Genomic DNA, 17,203 nt, shown 5'->3' with positions numbered 1-17,203 from the left:
AACCTATATGGCGACGACTCGCGCGAAGGCAAGCCGCCGCCAGGGGGCCGGCAATTACAGGTCGAGCAGCAGGCGCGCCGGATCTTCCAGCGCATCTTTCATCGCGACCAGCGACAGCACTGCTTCGCGGCCGTCGATGATGCGGTGGTCGTACGAGAGCGCCAGGTAGTTCATCGGGCGGATCACGATCTGGCCGTTTTCGACGACAGCGCGCTCCTTCGTGGCGTGCACGCCGAGAATGGCGGATTGCGGCGGGTTGATGATCGGCGTGGACAGCATCGAACCGAACACACCACCGTTCGAGATCGAGAACGTACCGCCGGTCATTTCTTCGATCGACAGCTTGCCGTCCTTCGCCTTCTGGCCGAACTCAGCAATCTTCTTCTCGATTTCGGCAAGGCTCAGCTGATCTGCATTGCGCAGGATCGGCACCACCAGGCCACGCGGCGAACCGACCGCGATACCAATGTCGAAGTAGCCGTGATAGACGATGTCGTTGCCGTCGATCGACGCGTTCACGAGCGGGAACTTCTTCAGCGCATGAACCGCCGCCTTCACGAAGAACGACATGAAGCCGAGCTTCACGCCATGTTCCTTTTCGAACTTGTCCTTGTACTTGTTGCGCAGGTCCATCACCGGCGCCATGTTGACTTCGTTGAACGTGGTCAGGATGGCGTTGGTCTGCTGCGATTCCAGCAGACGCTCGGCGATACGCGCGCGCAGACGCGACATCGGCACGCGTTGTTCCGGGCGGTCCTTCAGCCACTGGTCGGCCGATGCCGGCGCCTTCACGTCCGGCAGCGACGGCTTCGCCGCCTTCGGCGCGGGAGCAGCCGGTGCCGGCGCAGCCTTCGCAGCCGGTGCCGGGGCGGCTTGACCCGCGCTCAGCACGTCGCCCTTGGTGATGCGGCCGTCGCGGCCGGTGCCGGACACGTCGCCTGCGCCCAGGCCCTTCTCGGCCATCAGCTTGCCGGCAGCCGGCGAAGCAGCGGTATTCGAACCCGTAGCCGAGGCCGCCTGAGCAGCCGGAGCGGGCGCGGCGGCGGGTGCCGGTGCGGCTTCGGGAGCCGGCTTCACCTCGGCTTCGACGGCGGCTTCGCCTGCCTTGCCTTCGGTGTCGATCTTCGCGATGACCTGATCGGCGGTGACGGTGTCACCGTCGTTTGCGATCACTTGCGCGAGCACGCCGGCCGAGGGTGCCGGCACTTCGAGCACGACCTTGTCGGTCTCGATTTCGATGAGAATTTCGTCTTGCGCGACAGCCTCGCCGGGCTTCTTCTTCCACTGCAACATGGTGGCTTCCGAAACCGACTCGGAAAGCTGGGGAACCTTGACTTCAACAATAGCCATTATGAATTGTCCTGAATACGTATCGGGTGACGGCGCGTGATCTACGACCGGACGACCGCCTGCGAACCTGACTGCCGCGCTGACTGTTCAGATGCGGCACGGGAAAGCGCCCTGCGCTTTCCCGGTTCGGCTGTTGTGATTATTTAGCGATCGACGTGCTCTTGAGACGGCCGAACGCGCCTTCGACCAGCGCCTTCTGCTGCTCGTAGTGCTTCGCGTAGTAGCCGACTGCCGGAGAAGCCGAAGCCGGACGGCCGCTGTATGCCAGCTTCTGCCCGTCTTTCATGCCTTCCTTCAGATGATGCTCGATGTAGAACCACGGGCCTTGATTCTGCGGCTCGTCCTGCACCCACACCACTTCCGTTGCGTTGTCGTATTTTTTGATTTCCGCTTCGAACTGCTTGTGCGCGAACGGATAGAGCTGTTCGATCCGGACGATCGCGACGTCGTTCGCCTTCGCTTCGCGGCGATGCGCGACGAGGTCGTAGTACACGCGGCCCGAGCACACGATCACGCGCTTGACCTTCTTCGCTTCGATCGCTTCGTCCACTTCGCCGATCACCGGCTGGAACGAGCCCTTCGCCAGTTCGGACAGATCCGACACGGCTTCCTTGTGGCGCAACAGCGACTTCGGTGTAGCGACGATCAGCGGCTTGCGGAACAGGCGGATCATCTGACGGCGCAGCAGGTGGAAAATCTGCGCCGGCGTGGTGGGCTGAACGACCTGCATGTTGTGGTCTGCGCACAGTTGCAGGAAACGCTCGATACGCGCCGACGAGTGCTCCGGACCCTGGCCTTCGTAGCCGTGCGGCAGCAGCATGGTGAGGCCCGACACGCGGCCCCATTTCACTTCGCCCGACGAGATGAACTGGTCGATCACGACCTGCGCGCCGTTTACGAAGTCGCCGAACTGCGCTTCCCACGCGACGAACGTATTCGGCTCAGCGGTCGAGTAGCCGTACTCGAAACCCAGCACCGCCTCTTCGGACAGCACCGAGTCGATCACCGTGAACTTCGCCTGACCTTCGGCGATGTTTTGCAGCGGCACATAGGTGCCGTCGTTCCAGCGTTCGCGATTCTGGTCGTGCAACACAGCGTGACGGTGCGTGAACGTGCCGCGGCCCGAGTCCTGACCGGTCAGACGAACCGAATAGCCCGACGCGACCAGCGACGCGAACGCGAGGTGCTCGCCCATGCCCCAGTCGAGCTTCGCTTCGCCACGGCCCATTGCGCGACGGTCGTTCAGCACGCGCTCGACCAGCGGGTGAACCTTGAAGTTTTCCGGCACCGTGGTGATGCGCTCGGCAAGGCGCTTCAGTTCGGCAAGCGGCACTGCCGTGTCGGCGGCGTCGGTCCATTTGCGGTTCAGGAACGGAACCCAGTCCACCGCGTACTTGCTCTTGTAGTTCGAGAGCACCGGGTCGACCGTGTGGTGGCCTTCATCCATCGCCTTGCGGTACGCCTTCACGTACTCGTCCGCCTCTTCCGCGGTGATCACGCCTTGCTGCACCAGCTTTTCAGCGTACAGCGCGCGCGTGCCCGGGTGCTTGGCGATCGTCTTGTACATGAGCGGCTGCGTGACCGCCGGCGTGTCCTGCTCGTTGTGGCCCAGCTTGCGGAAGCAGACGATGTCGACCACGACGTCTTTGTGGAACTGCATCCGGAAGTCGATGGCGAGTTGCGTTGCCAGCACGACAGCCTCAGGATCGTCACCGTTCACGTGCAGCACCGGCGCTTCGATCATCTTGACGACGTCCGAGCAGTACAACGTGGAGCGCGAGTCGCGCGGGTCCGACGTCGTAAAGCCGATCTGGTTGTTGATGACGATGTGCAGCGTGCCGTGCGTGCCGTAGCCGCGCGTTTGCGCGAGGTTCAGCGTCTCCATCACGACGCCCTGGCCCGCGAAAGCCGCGTCGCCGTGGATCTGCACCGGCAGCACCTGCAGGCCGCTTTCGTCGCCGCGACGGTCCATACGCGCCTTGGCGGAACCTTCGACCACCGGGTTGACGATTTCGAGGTGCGACGGGTTGAACGCGAGCGACAGGTGAACCGGGCCGCCCTCGGTCGAGACGTCCGACGAGAAACCCTTGTGGTACTTCACGTCGCCGGCCGGCAGATCGTCCACGTGCTTGCCTTCGAACTCGGCGAAGAGGTCGGCCGGCATCTTGCCGAGCGTATTGACCAGCACGTTCAGGCGGCCGCGGTGGGCCATGCCGATGACGATTTCCTGGACGCCGTTCGCGCCGCCGTGACGGACCACTTCGTCCATCGACGCGATGAAGCTTTCGCCGCCTTCGAGCGAGAAGCGCTTCTGGCCGACGTACTTGGTGTGCAGGAAACGCTCGAGGCCTTCGGCGGCCGTCAGGCGATTCAGGATGTGCTTTTTCTTCTCGTTCGAGAAGTTCGGCGTAGAGCGGATCGATTCGAGTCTTTCTTTCCACCAGCGCTTCTGTTCCGGATCGCTGATGTACATGTACTCGGCGCCGATCGTGCCGCAGTACGTGTCGCGCAATGCCTTGACGATCTCACGCAGCGAAGCGCGTTCGAAACCGAAATACAGGTTCGTGGCGCTGAACTCCTCGTCCATGTCGGCTTCGGTGAAGTCGTAGAACGCGGGTTCGAGTTCGGGAATGGCGGGACGTTCGCGGCGCTTCAGGGGATCGAGATTGGCCCATTGCGAGCCGAGGAAGCGATATGCGCCGATGAGGGACTGGACATAGACCTGCTTGCGCGCGGTAGCGAGGTCTTCGCCGCCGGTTGCCGTGCGCGGAATGAAGGCGTTGGCCTTGGCGCGCTGTGCAAAAGATTCGACGATCGGGCCGTGGGCCACGTCGTTGGCATTGCTGCCGTCCGATGCAGGAACGTTCTGCAACGCGTCGAAATAGGTGCGCCAGTTCTCGGGCACTGACGCCGGATTATCGAGATACGCTTCGTACATTTCTTCAACGTACGGAGCATTGCCGCCGAACAGATAAGAGTTCGACTGGAATTGCTTCATCATTTTTACGCTCACCTTTCTTCGAGTTTCTCGAGAAATAGCGGGTTACAGAACCTTCCGCGACACGGCCTGACCGTTTAGCGGATTGCGCGAATCAAGTCTTGCTTGGAAGGACCTAAAACTTTGCACCCGGGGAGCATATCACAGAACGGATAGTGCAGATAGCAGACGGATTGCCGCCCAAGCCTGTCAATACGGGCTTTCGCGGCTATTGTCGGAATGCGCAACAGTGTTCTGCGGCAAACAGGAGCCAGTATTTAAGGGTTTGAAAAAAACCGGCTTGCAGACACGAACCGCTATTTTGAAAGCCCGGCTCCAACGCATTTTGTATCGCCGGAAACGACAAAAGCCACCAAGCGGTGGCTTTTGCCTGTCATGCCTGCAAACCGATTCGAATAACCTCAACCGGATTGCCTGAGCGAACGATCAGTCCACTGCGCCCTTACGGCTTGCGCTGCGGCGCTCGTGTTCCTTCAGGTAACGCTTGCGCAGACGGATAGACTGCGGCGTGACTTCGACCAGTTCGTCGTCGTCGATGAATTCGACTGCGTATTCCAGCGACATCTGGATCGGCGGCACGAGGCGCACGGCTTCGTCGGTACCGGACGAGCGCACGTTGGTCAACTGCTTGCCCTTGATCGGATTGACGACGAGGTCGTTGTCACGGCTGTGGATGCCGATAATCATGCCTTCATACAGCGGCTCGCCCGGCGACACGAACATACGGCCGCGATCCTGAAGCTTCCACAATGCGTACGCCACTGCGGCGCCGTCGTCCTGCGAAATCAGCACGCCGTTGCGACGCTCGCCCACCGCGCCTTCCTTGACCGGCTGATACGAGTCGAACGTGTGGCTCATCAGGCCCGTGCCGCGCGTGAGCGTCAGGAATTCCGACTGGAAGCCGATCAGGCCACGCGCCGAAATACGGTACTCGAGACGCGTGCGGCCACGGCCGTCCGACGCCATATCGAGCATTTCGCCCTTGCGGCGGCCTAGCTCTTCCATCACGCCGCCCTGGTGGCCGTCTTCCATGTCGACCGTCAGGTTTTCGTACGGCTCGTGCTTCACGCCGTCGATTTCCTGCATCACCACGCGCGGACGCGACACGGCCAGCTCGTAGCCTTCACGACGCATGTTTTCCACGAGAATGGTCAGGTGCAGTTCTCCGCGGCCCGCCACTTCGAACGTGGTTTCGTCGCCGGTTTCCTTCACACGCAGCGCGACGTTGTGGTTCAGTTCCTTCATCAGGCGGTCGCGGATCTGACGGCTCGTGACGAATTTGCCTTCACGGCCGGCGAGCGGCGACGAATTCACGAGGAAGTTCATGGTCAGCGTGGGTTCGTCCACGGTGATCATGGGCAGCGCTTCCGGTTGTTCCGGTGCGCAGATCGTCACGCCAATGCCGATTTCTTCGATACCGTTGATCAGCACGATGTCGCCAGCTTCAGCCGAGTCCACCTGCACCCGCTCCAGACCCTTGAACGACAGCACCTGGTTGATCTTGCGGTTCAGGATCGCGCCGTCCGGACCCGAGCGCACGGCCACCGCCATGCCCGGCTTGATACGGCCACGCGTGATGCGGCCCACGCCGATACGGCCGACATACGACGAATAATCGAGCGACGTGATCTGCAACTGCAGCGGCGCGTCCGGATCGGCGTCGCGCACCGGCACGTGCTTGAGCACGGCTTCGAACAGCGGGCGCATGTCGCCTTCGCGCACGTCCGGCGTGAGACCGGCATAGCCATTCAGGCCCGACGCGTAGACGATCGGGAAGTCGAGCTGTTCGTCAGTCGCACCGAGTTTGTCGAACAGGTCGAACGTCTGGTTGATCACCCAGTCGATACGCGCGCCCGGACGGTCCACCTTGTTGATCACGACGATCGGCTTCAGGCCCAGCGCCAGTGCCTTCTTGGTCACGAAGCGCGTTTGCGGCATCGGGCCTTCCACCGCGTCGACCAGCAGCAGCACCGAGTCCACCATCGAGAGCACGCGCTCCACTTCACCGCCGAAGTCCGCGTGGCCCGGGGTGTCGACGATATTGATGTGCGTGCCTTCATATTCGACCGCGCAGTTCTTCGACAGGATCGTGATGCCACGTTCCTTTTCGATGTCGTTCGAGTCCATGACGCGTTCGGCGACCTGCTGGTTGTCGCGGAAGGTGGCGGTCTGGCGGAGAAGCTGGTCGACGAGCGTGGTCTTGCCGTGGTCGACGTGGGCAATGATGGCGATGTTGCGTAGGGCGCGGGTCATAGGAAACCTGGAGACAGTTGAGTGCGCCGCTTGCTGATGCCGGTTAATGAGTACTTGGACCAACCAAACCACGACAAGCCCAAAGCGCACTTTTGGGAACCCAACATTATAGCACGCAAGGGTGACGTTATCTGGTTATCCCTGATGGACCGCTGTGCTCCTGGAGGATTCGCGGTTTGAAACATCTTAAAAAGCGCATAAAGATTCCCTCCGCAAAGCCGCGTCCATTCTGGCGCAGACCGTAACAGTCCCTTGCTTGAGCCGTAATAACGCTTGCCGCGTCAATTAACCGCCCGCTATACTCCTGCCTAGTCAACCATTGCATTCGCACGAGAATCATGCCGCAGCCGTCCTCTTTACCTGAGACAGACCCCACCGAGTATCAGCTAGGCGAGAGCGTCGGCTATCTGATTTCGCGTGTGAGGTCCACGCTCGCCAATCTCGTGACCCAGCGCAGCATGGCCGAACTGGGCATCACGAGCCAGCAGGGCAGCATCCTCTTCATGGTGGCCAGCGGCAAGTGTCTGCTCGCGGCCGAACTGGCGCGTGAATACGGCATTGACGCCAGTGCGGTCACGCGGCTGATCGACCGGCTCGAGAAGCGCGGGCTTCTGACGCGAGTGCGCAGCAACGAAGACCGACGCGTGGTGCGTCTTGCCCTGACGCCGGAAGGTCATGCGATTGCGACCCGAATGCCGGCCATCTTCAATGGCGTGCTGGATACTCTGCTCAATGGCTTTACCGCCGAAGAGGTCGGTTTTCTGAAGAGCATGTTGCGCCGCGTGCTGATCAATTCGGGCGAACAAACGGGTTTAACCCGTGATGCCGCAAGCAATCCTGACAGCAAATCGTAATAAATTACTTGCAGTGTCCATCATTACATTCCACTCGATGAGTCGACTGATGAAATCCCATTCCCTGTCCGCGTCCGTGCTTCCGACTCGGGCTGCCGTCGCCGCCGCAGTGACGGCGCTCGCTCTGAGCGGGTGCGCGAACTATTTCGGTATCAAGAGCGACAAGCAGATCTCGTCGCCGGCTCAGTACGAGTCGACGCAAAGCCTGGCCGGCGAGGGCGGCCAATGGCCGTCGCTCGACTGGGCCAACCAGTTTGGCGACCCGCAACTGCCGAAGCTGATCGCCGAAGCGCTGGAGGGCAATCCCTCGATTGCGCAGGCTCAGGCACGCATCGCCAAGGCGTCGTCGTACATCGAGAGCTCGCGCTCCGCGTTATATCCGAAGGTCAACGGCAGCTATTCGTGGAACCGCGAACTGTTTTCGGGCGACGCACTCTACCCGCCTCCGTACGGCGGCACCTGGTATAGCGAAAACAATGTGCTCGCGAGCGCGTCGTGGGACCTGGACCTGTGGGGCAAGAACCGGCAGCGCCTGGGCCAGGCCGTGTCGCAGGAAAAGGCGGCGCAAGCCGACATGCAGCAGGCGCGCGTTACGCTCGCCGCGTCGGTGGCCAGCACGTACAACCAGCTCGCGCAGCTTTATGCGTACCGCGACATTGCCGCGCGCGAGATCGCCAACCGTCAGGATATCGGCCGCATCACCAGCGGCCGCGTCACGGCCGGTCTCGACACCAATGTCGAACAGCAAACGGCGAACGGCAATATTGCGACCAGTCAGTCGAACCTGACGGACCTCGACGGCCAGATCACCGTGGTGCGCTACCAGTTGGGCGCGCTGCTCGGCAAGGGTCCGGACCGCGGTCTGCAGATCGCCCAACCTGCGCTCACTGCGGGCAACACGGTCGCGCTGCCGAACAATCTGCCGGCCGACCTCGTCGCGCGCCGTGCCGATATCGTCGCCGCGCGCTGGCAGGTCGAAGCCGCGATGCACGACGTCAAGGAGGCGAAAGCGGAATTCTTCCCGGACATCAACCTGTCGGCGGGGTTCGGGTTCGACGCGTTCGGCTGGGGCCGATTCCTCACCGCGGCGAGCCGCCAGGTCCAGATCGGGCCGGCCATTCATTTGCCGATCTTCGACGCCGGCGCGTTGCGCTCGCAGCTCAAGGGCCGTTATGCGGACTTTGAACTGGATGTCGCGAATTACAACCAGACGCTGATCAACGCGCTGTCCGATGTCGCCACGCAGGTCACGTCGATCAAATCGATCGACCAGCAGCAAGGCGACGCACAACGCGCACTGGAAGCCTCGACCAAGGCGTACCAGCTGGCCGTGATCCGCTACAAGGCGGGTCTGTCGCCGCAACTGCAGGTGTTGACAGCCGACCAGAACCGCCTCGCCGCCGAACAGACCGTGACCGGTCTCAAGATGCGGCGCCGCGACCTGCAGATCGGCCTCGTCAAGGCGCTTGGCGGCGGTTTCGACGCTACCCAGACCGGACTCGTGGTGCCGACCGATGCGCCGGCGTCAGCCACCGCGGCGACCGCCGCGGCGAACTGAGCGGCCGATCGCACAAGACCGGCCACGGCGCACGAAAACACCTGCACACCCGCACACCCGAATAAACGACGACGTACAAGAGAACCCGGAGCACATCCATGAGCACCACCCAGCAGCCCGCGGCCAATACCCAGTCGGCCCCGCAACCCGCCCCGCAGCCGACGCAACCGCCGGCACCGCCGGCCAACAGCGGCAAGCGCAAGCGCATGATGATCCTGCTTGTCATCGTGATCCTGATCGCCGCGATCGCCTATGGCCTGTACTACTTCCTGGTCGCGCGTTTCCATGAAGATACGGACGACGCCTATGTGAACGGCAACGTCGTGCAGATCACGCCGCAGGTCACCGGCACGGTCGTCGCCGTGAATGCGGACGACACGCAAACGGTCAAGGCAGGCGACCCGCTCGTCGTGCTCGATCCGGCCGATGCCCGCGTCGCGCTGGAACAGGCCGAAGCGAATCTGGCGCAGACGGTGCGTCAGGTGCGCGGTCTCTTCGCCGACGACAACCAGTACCAGGCGCAAGTGAATCAGCGCCAGTCCGACCTGTCGCGTGCCCAGGACGATCTGAAGCGCCGGCTGATGGTGGCGCAAACCGGCGCCGTGTCGGCGGAAGAAATCTCCCACGCCCGTGACGCCGTGAAGAGCGCGCAGGCCGCCGTCGACGCCGCCCAGCAGCAACTCGCGTCCAACCGCGCGTTGACCGCGAACACCACGATCGCGAATCACCCGAACGTGCAGGCAGCCGCCGCGAAAGTGCGCGACGCGTACCTGAACAACGCGCGTAACAACCTGCCGGCGCCGGTCACGGGCTACGTGGCGAAGCGCTCGGTGCAGGTCGGCCAGCGCGTGTCGCCGGGCACGCCGTTGATGGCGATCGTGCCGCTCGGCGGTGTGTGGGTCGACGCCAACTTCAAGGAAGTGCAGCTCAAGCATATGCGCATCGGCCAGCCGGTCGAACTGACGGCCGACGTGTACGGCTCGTCGGTGGTATTCCACGGCAAGGTGGTGGGTTTCTCCGCGGGTACGGGTTCGGCGTTCTCGCTGCTGCCCGCGCAGAACGCAACCGGTAACTGGATCAAGGTGGTCCAGCGTCTGCCGGTGCGGATCGCGCTCGACCCGAAGGAACTGGAACAGCATCCGCTGCGTATCGGCCTGTCGATGCAAGCCGACGTGAGCATTAAGGACGACAACGGCGGCCAGCTCGGCGAGGCGGCGAACACGGTCTATCAGACCGACGTGTTCGCGAAGTACGGCGACGAAGCCGACGCCGAAATCGCCCGCATCATCGCTGCAAACGCCGGCCCGAACAGCGGCTCGCAGAAGTCGGCTCAGGCAGGCGCCACGAAGACCGCTGCGAAGTGATGTAAGCGGCAGGACGATTCAGACAAGGCATCTTCAATGGCTCAGGCTCAGGCGCAAGTCCCTCATCCGCCGCTCGAGGGCGCGCAACTGGTGATCGGCACCATCGCGGTGTCGCTCGCCGTTTTCATGAACGTGCTCGACACGTCGATTGCCAACGTGTCGATTCCGTCGATATCGGGCGACCTCGGCGTGTCGTCCGACCAGGGGACGTGGGTCATCACGTCGTTCGCCGTCGCGAACGCCATCTCGGTGCCGCTGACCGGCTGGCTCACCGACCGTATCGGTCAGGTGCGCCTCTTCATGGCGTCAATCGTGCTGTTTGTGATCTCGTCGTGGATGTGCGGCCTTGCGCCCACACTGCCGTTCCTGCTCGCGTCGCGCGTGCTGCAAGGCGCAGTGGCCGGCCCGATGATTCCGCTGTCGCAAACGCTGCTGCTCGCGAGCTATCCGCGCGCCAAGGCGCCGATGGCGCTATCCATGTGGGCCATGACCACACTGATTGCGCCGGTGGCCGGCCCGATTCTCGGCGGCTGGATCTCTGACAACATCTCGTGGCCGTGGATCTTCTACGTCAACATCCCCGTCGGCGCGATCGCCGCGGTCGCCACGTGGATGATCTTCCGCGATCGCGACTCGGTGATCAGAAAAGCGCCGATCGACGGCGTCGGTCTCGGTCTGCTGATCGTGTGGGTGGGCTCGTTGCAGGTGATGCTCGACAAAGGCAAGGACCTCGACTGGTTTTCGTCGACGACCATCGTCGTGCTCGCGCTCGTCGCGGTGGTTGCGCTCGCGTTCTTCATCGTGTGGGAATTGACGGCGGAGCATCCGGTCGTCGATCTTTCGCTGTTTAGCCGGCGCAATTTCACGGGGGGCACGATTGCGCTGTCGATCGGCTATGGGCTTTACTTCGGCAATCTCGTGCTGCTGCCGCTGTGGCTGCAGACCGACATCGGTTACACCGCAACCGAAGCCGGTCTCGTGATGGCGCCGGTGGGTCTCTTCGCGGTGCTGCTCTCGCCGATCACCGGCAAGGTGCTGCCGCGCACCGATCCGCGCTATATCGCCACGCTGTCGTTTCTCGTGTTCGCGCTGTGTTTCTGGATGCGCTCGCGCTACACGACCGGCGTCGATACGTTCTCTTTGCTCATGCCCACGTTGATTCAGGGCATCGGTATGGCGGGATTCTTTATTCCGCTGGTGTCGATCACGCTGTCGGGGTTGCCGGGCAACCGGATTCCGGCCGCGTCGGGGCTCTCGAATTTCGTGCGGATCATGTGCGGCGGTATCGGCACATCCATTTTCCAGACGGCATGGGACCATCGTACGATCATGCATCATGCCCAACTGGCCGAGCAGGCAAATGCATACAACCCGGTGTTCGATCAGTCGATCCGGCAGATGGGCGCGGCGGGTTTCAGCCAGCCGCAGGCGTATGGTCTCTTCAATACCATGGCCACGCAGCAGGCCGCGCAGTTGGGCGTGAACGATCTGTTCTTTGTTTCAGCGGGCATTTTCGTCGCGCTGATTGCGTTGATCTGGATTACACGGCCCGAACGTGCAGGCGGCGACGCTGGGGCGGCGGCTGCGGCCGCGCATTGACGGGGTGACTTTACGTTTGACGCGCGCTGATCTGACTGGCGCGCGTGGCGTGAAAAAGGCGGGACCGCGATTGAGCGGTCCCGCCTTTTTTACGTGTTTCCAATTGGGGGATGCGGGCGTTGCCCGGCGTTGTCATTGAAGTTTGCGTCTCAGCATGTGTCTTACGGGCTGTGTCGTATCTGCTGTAAGTTGGGGCTGTAAGTCGGCGCTGTAGGTCGGGGCCGCAACCAGCGGCTGTAACTCGGCGTTCTGACTCCCGGCCCTCACTCCACGGCGGTTACGACGAGGCGCTCCGGCGCCAGCACGCCTTCGCCCTGCTTCGCGACGCCGAGCAGCCGCCCTTGCGCGGCGTACACACGCACTCGCGGCGCACCGACGGCGTCGGCGCCGATCGTCAATTCGGATAACTTGAGCCGCTGACCATGCAGGAAGCGGCGCGTCGCGTCTTCATCGAGACGCACGGGTGGAAACGTTGACAACAGCGCGTCCACAGGCTGCAGCCACGCGTCGCGTTCGCGTTCGCTCGCGTCGGACAACGCGTCGAGCGTGACCGAATGATCGAGCGTCAGCGCACCCACTCCGGTACGCCGCAGCGCCACCAGATGCGCACCGCACCCAAGCGTCTCGCCGATGTCTTCGGCAAGCGTGCGCACATAAGTGCCTTTGCTGCACGTCACGCGAAACGTCACGTCCGGCAACGCACATGCGAGCATCTCCAGCGCGAGAATGGTCACCTGGCGCCCTTCCCGCTCGACCGTCTGCCCTGCACGCGCGTACTCGTAGAGCGGCCTGCCGTCGCGCTTGAGCGCCGAGTACATGGGCGGAACCTGCACGATCTCGCCGATGAAGCGGCCAAGCGCCGCCTGAATCGCAGCGTCGTCGCACGTCACTTCACGCGTGTCGATGGCCTCGCCTTCGGCGTCGCCGGTCGTCGTGCGAATGCCGAGGCGCATGGTGGCCTCGTAGGTCTTGTCGGCTTCGAGCAGGTCCTGTGAAAACTTGGTGGCTTCGCCGAAACATAGCGGCAAGAGGCCCGTGGCGAGCGGGTCGAGCGTGCCCGTGTGGCCCGCCTTCTTCGCCTGATACAGGCGCTTTGCACGGATCAGCGCGTCGTTGCTCGACAGTCCGAGCGGCTTGTCGAGCAGCAGCACGCCGTCGAGCGCGCGACGCGGCACGCGGGGACGTTGAGAAGAAGTCATGTTGAGAAGGCAGTGTCGTCGATAGAGTCGTGAAACGGCGGCTCGAATGGCATATGTGGCGAAGTGGCAGCGCGGGCATGTCGCGGGACTGGGAGCGGGAAAGCTCTTTTGCCCTGCGAGTTTGCCGGGAGCCACACGATGCCGCTTGGTGGCAGCTTGGTGCCAGCCTGATGGCAGCGTGGTTGCCGCCCGGGCCGGCGCGTTACCTTGCGCTTGCCGGGTGCCGCCCGCTTACCCGGTCGCCGCCGGTTGCGCGATCAGGCAGCCGCCCAGAAACGGCTGCGGCCGCGCTCAGTCGTCTTTCGCGCGATCGGCGTTTGCCTCGTCGATCAGACGCGACATCTCGACTGCCCGCTCGATCGTCTTGTCGTAGTGGAAATGCAGCGTCGGCACAGTGTGGATGTGCAGACGCTTGAAAAGCTGGTTGTGCAGATGTCCGGCCGCGTGGGTCAATGCTTCGAGCGTCTGCTGCGGGTCGCCCGTCAACGTCGTGAAATAGACTTTGGCGTGCGCATAGTCCGGCGTCAACTCGACACTCTGAATCGTGACGATACCGATGCGCGGGTCTTTCACCTCGCGCAGCAACTCGGACAGATCGCGCTGGATCTGATCGGCGATCTGCACGTTGCGATTGGGGGAAGAACGTTTCTTAGGCATGGTGATGGTGTGCTCCGTCTGACGGATGCGAAAATGGTTCACGCGGCATGCGGCTGCCCGGCTTATGCGGCCTTCACCGACTCCGCGACGACCGACTGCAAATCGACCGGCTGAGCAGGCGGCCGAGCGGCCAGCGACATGACCAGCAAAGCGGGCAACCGGACAAGGCAAAAAGGCGGCGCCCAGATCGACAACCTGAACGCCCAGCCGATCGATCCACTCGGACCGGCATGCAACCCGACGCGGAGGTCATTGGCGCTGCCCTATGCTTGCAAGCCGCGCGCAGGCCTCCAAATAACAACGGGCGGAGCGGGCGTTCAAGCCCGCTCCGCCCGTAGAGCCGAGTCGCGTGAATTACAGCGTACGCGCGACTTCGGTGACCTCGAAGACTTCGAACTGATCGCCTTCGACGATATCGTTGAAGTTCTTGATCGACATACCGCACTCGAAGCCCTGACGGACTTCCTTGACGTCGTCCTTGAAGCGCTTGAGCGAATCCAGCTCGCCGGTGAAGATGACGACGTTGTTGCGCAGCACGCGCACCGACGACGAGCGCTTGACGAACCCGTCCGTGACCATACAACCGGCCACTGCACCGATCTTCGGCACCTTGAAGACCTGACGCACTTCGACCGTACCCGTCACGACCTCGCGTTTCTCCGGCGCCAGCATGCCCGACATCGCGGCCTTCACGTCATCCACTGCGTCATAGATGATGTTGTAGTAGCGAATATCGACGCCATTGGACTCCGCCAGCTTGCGCGCCTGCGCATCCGCACGCGTGTTGAAGCCGATGATGACCGCTTTCGAAGCCGTGGCCAGGTTGACGTCGGACTCGCTGATGCCACCCACCGCGCCGTGCACGATCTGCACGCGCACTTCGTCGGTAGACAGCTTGAGCAGCGATTGCACCAGGGCTTCCTGCGAACCCTGCACGTCGGCCTTGACGATGAGCGGCATATACTGCACTTCGCCTTCGCCCATCTGCTCCAGCATGTTCTCGAGCTTTGCGGCCTGCTGCTTGGCCAGCTTCACGTCGCGGAACTTGCCTTGACGGAACAGTGCAACTTCACGCGCCTTGCGGTCGTCCGGCATGACGATGACTTCTTCGCCCGCTTGCGGCACTTCCGAAAGACCTTGAATCTCGACCGGGATCGACGGACCAGCGGACTTGGTCGGCTTGCCGGTTTCGTCGAGCATCGCTCGTACACGACCGTATGCACTACCTGCCAGCACCACGTCGCCGCGGTTCAGCGTACCCGACTGGACGAGGATCGTTGCAACCGGACCCTTACCCTTGTCGAGCTTCGCTTCGATCACGAGACCCTTGGCGGCCGCTTCAACCGGCGCTTTCAGCTCCAGCACTTCGGCTTGCAGCAGCACGTTTTCCAGCAGATCGTCGATGCCCGCGCCGGTTTTCGCCGACACCGACACGAACGGCGAATCGCCGCCGTATTCTTCCGGCACGACGCCTTCCGCGACGAGTTCCTGCTTCACGCGATCCGGATTCGCATCCGGCTTGTCGATCTTGTTGATCGCGACGACGAGCGGCACGCCGCCTGCCTTCGCGTGGGCGATCGCTTCCTTCGTCTGCGGCATCACACCGTCGTCGGCTGCCACCACCAGGATCACGATGTCCGTTGCCTTGGCACCGCGAGCACGCATCGCCGTAAAGGCCTCGTGACCCGGCGTGTCGAGGAACGTGATCACGCCGCGCGGCGTTTCGACGTGGTAAGCGCCGATATGCTGCGTAATGCCGCCCGCTTCGCCCGCTGCCACCTTCGCACGACGGATGTAGTCGAGCAGCGAGGTCTTGCCGTGGTCGACGTGACCCATGACGGTGACGACCGGCGGACGCGGCAGCGATTCCGCATCCGACACTTCGCCTTCGACGAGCATGGCTTCCGGGTCGTCCAGCTTGGCCGCGACCGCGTGATGGCCCAGTTCCTCGACGATGATCATCGCCGTTTCCTGGTCCAGCATCTGGTTGATCGTGACCATCTGGCCGAGCTTCATCATCGACTTGATCACTTCCGACGCCTTCACCGCCATCTTGTGCGCCAGGTCGGCGACCGTGATGGTTTCCGGCACGTGCACTTCGCGCACGATCGGTTCAGTCGGCGCCTGGAACGTAGTGTTCTGGTCCTGATGCTTGCCGCGACCCTTCGGGCCGCCGCGCCAGCCGCGGTCGACGCCGCCGCTCGTGTCACCGCGCGTCTTGATGCCGCGGCGCTTCGCTGCGTCGTCCTGCCAGCCGCCCTTGCCTGCGCCCGGCTTCTTCTTGTCGCCAGCCGACGGCGCGGTCGTGGCAGCCGGCGCCGCGGCGGCCGGCTTCTTGGCTGCCGGACGGGCCGGTGCTGCGCCTTCCGGACGAGCCGGCTTGTGCAGCGTGCCCTTCGCTTCCGCGGCCTTGGCCGGCTCGGCGGGCTTCGGTGCCGGTTCCGGCGCCTTCACCTGCGCCTTGCGCGGCGTGTTCATCATCTCGCGAATCGCGCGTGCTTCGGCTTCCGCCGCCGCACGGCGCTTGGCAATCTCTTCCTGTTCGGCGCGCGTTTTCTCGGCAGCCTGACGCGCCGCGTCTTCCGCCTTCTTCGCCGCTTCCCGTTGCGCCGCGCGTTCCGCTGCGGCACGTTCGTCGTCCTGCTCGGTTTCCTTCGCAACGACCGGCTCCGCGGCCTTCGCCGCAGCGGGCTCGGCCTTCACGGGCTGCGCCGCCTGCACCGCCTTCTGTTGCTGCTGTTCGCGAGCCGCCGCCTCGGCCGCAGCCGCCGCGCGCTTCTTCGCCGCCTCTTCTTCCGCACGACGACGCTCGGCTTCAGCAGCCTGTTCGCGTGCCTGACGCTCGGCCTCTTCGCGTTCGAGCTGTTCCTGACGCGCCTTCAGCTCCTGAGCCTGCTTCTCGAGCAACTCGGCTTCATGACGCGCTTCTTCTTCGCGACGCTGGAGTTCGAGATCGTCGACTTCCGCCGTCTCGGCCACATGATTCGATGCATCCCCGCCTTCAGCCGAGGTTTCGTCGCGGCGGACGAAAGTGCGCTTCTTACGCACCTCGACCTGAATGGTGCGAGCTTTGCCCGTCGCATCGGACTGCTTGATCTCCGATGTATGCCGTTTCGTCAACGTGATCTTGCGCTTGTCTGCATCAGTCGAGCCGTGAGACTTGCGCAAGTGGTCGAGCAGACGCGCCTTGTCCGTTTCGGACAGGGAGTCGGCTTCGCTCGCTTTTGTGACGCCCGCTGCCTGCAGCTGCTCGAGCAGCACGCCTGCAGGCATCTTCAGTTCCGCGGCAAATTGGGCTACGTTGTTACTCGCCATTCATTCCTCTTAATGCAAGGACCGATTCCTTGCGGTTAGCATCGGGTCATGCGGCC

General features: G+C 63.1%; 9 protein-coding genes and 1 pseudogene. 4 read left to right on the top strand and 6 right to left on the bottom strand.

The genetic code is table 11. The features are described from left to right. Window positions 1-54: 54 nt before the first annotated feature. The 3 genes from odhB to typA all read right to left on the bottom strand — a co-directional run bounded on the left by odhB (window position 55) and on the right by typA (window position 6,601). Entirely contained in the window at window positions 55-1,350 is a 1,296-nt protein-coding gene (gene odhB / locus AAGS40_RS05750; protein WP_345813753.1) for a 2-oxoglutarate dehydrogenase complex dihydrolipoyllysine-residue succinyltransferase, read from the bottom strand. A gap of 139 nt (window positions 1,351-1,489) precedes the next feature. Continuing rightward, entirely contained in the window at window positions 1,490-4,351 is a 2,862-nt protein-coding gene (locus AAGS40_RS05745; protein WP_345813752.1) for a 2-oxoglutarate dehydrogenase E1 component, read from the bottom strand. Between the two features lie 423 nt (window positions 4,352-4,774). Continuing rightward, a complete protein-coding gene (gene typA / locus AAGS40_RS05740) occupies window positions 4,775-6,601 on the bottom strand; it encodes a translational GTPase TypA (RefSeq protein ID WP_345813751.1) in 1,827 nt (608 codons plus the stop codon). Between the two features lie 338 nt (window positions 6,602-6,939). On the opposite strand from typA, the gene AAGS40_RS05735 reads away from it, so the two are divergent. From AAGS40_RS05735 to AAGS40_RS05720, 4 genes and pseudogenes are all read left to right on the top strand, one after another. Continuing rightward, window positions 6,940-7,455 (top strand): MarR family transcriptional regulator, encoded by a 516-nt coding sequence (locus AAGS40_RS05735; RefSeq protein WP_345813750.1) that lies wholly within the window; start codon window positions 6,940-6,942, stop codon window positions 7,453-7,455. A gap of 49 nt (window positions 7,456-7,504) precedes the next feature. Beyond that, window positions 7,505-9,013 (top strand): efflux transporter outer membrane subunit, encoded by a 1,509-nt coding sequence (locus tag AAGS40_RS05730; RefSeq protein WP_345813749.1) that lies wholly within the window; start codon window positions 7,505-7,507, stop codon window positions 9,011-9,013. 98 nt (window positions 9,014-9,111) lie between these two features. After that, a complete protein-coding gene (locus AAGS40_RS05725; RefSeq protein ID WP_345813748.1) occupies window positions 9,112-10,377 on the top strand; it encodes an EmrA/EmrK family multidrug efflux transporter periplasmic adaptor subunit in 1,266 nt (421 codons plus the stop codon). Window positions 10,378-10,398: 21 nt separating this feature from the next. Next, a pseudogene (locus AAGS40_RS05720) lies at window positions 10,399-11,976 on the top strand (DHA2 family efflux MFS transporter permease subunit); the annotation flags it as partial. Window positions 11,977-12,239: 263 nt separating this feature from the next. Here AAGS40_RS05720 and truB read toward each other — a convergent pair. The 3 genes from truB to infB all read right to left on the bottom strand — a co-directional run bounded on the left by truB (window position 12,240) and on the right by infB (window position 17,147). After that, window positions 12,240-13,175: a tRNA pseudouridine(55) synthase TruB gene (truB, locus tag AAGS40_RS05715; RefSeq protein ID WP_345813747.1), complete on the bottom strand. Its 936-nt coding sequence runs from the start codon at window positions 13,173-13,175 to the stop codon at window positions 12,240-12,242. 291 nt (window positions 13,176-13,466) lie between these two features. Then, on the bottom strand, window positions 13,467-13,832 hold the full coding sequence (gene rbfA, locus AAGS40_RS05710; RefSeq protein WP_345813746.1) for a 30S ribosome-binding factor RbfA: 366 nt from the start codon (window positions 13,830-13,832) through the stop codon (window positions 13,467-13,469). 354 nt (window positions 13,833-14,186) lie between these two features. Next, window positions 14,187-17,147, bottom strand: a complete 2,961-nt coding sequence (gene infB, locus AAGS40_RS05705) for a translation initiation factor IF-2 (protein ID WP_345813745.1) — start codon at window positions 17,145-17,147, stop codon at window positions 14,187-14,189. Window positions 17,148-17,203: the final 56 nt, after the last annotated feature.

Origin of the sequence: Paraburkholderia sp. PREW-6R (assembly GCF_039621805.1) — a bacterium.
Lineage (GTDB): Bacteria > Pseudomonadota > Gammaproteobacteria > Burkholderiales > Burkholderiaceae > Paraburkholderia.
The sequence above is the reverse complement of the archived record's forward strand: the minus strand, read 5'-3'. Positions and strand labels throughout refer to the sequence as shown.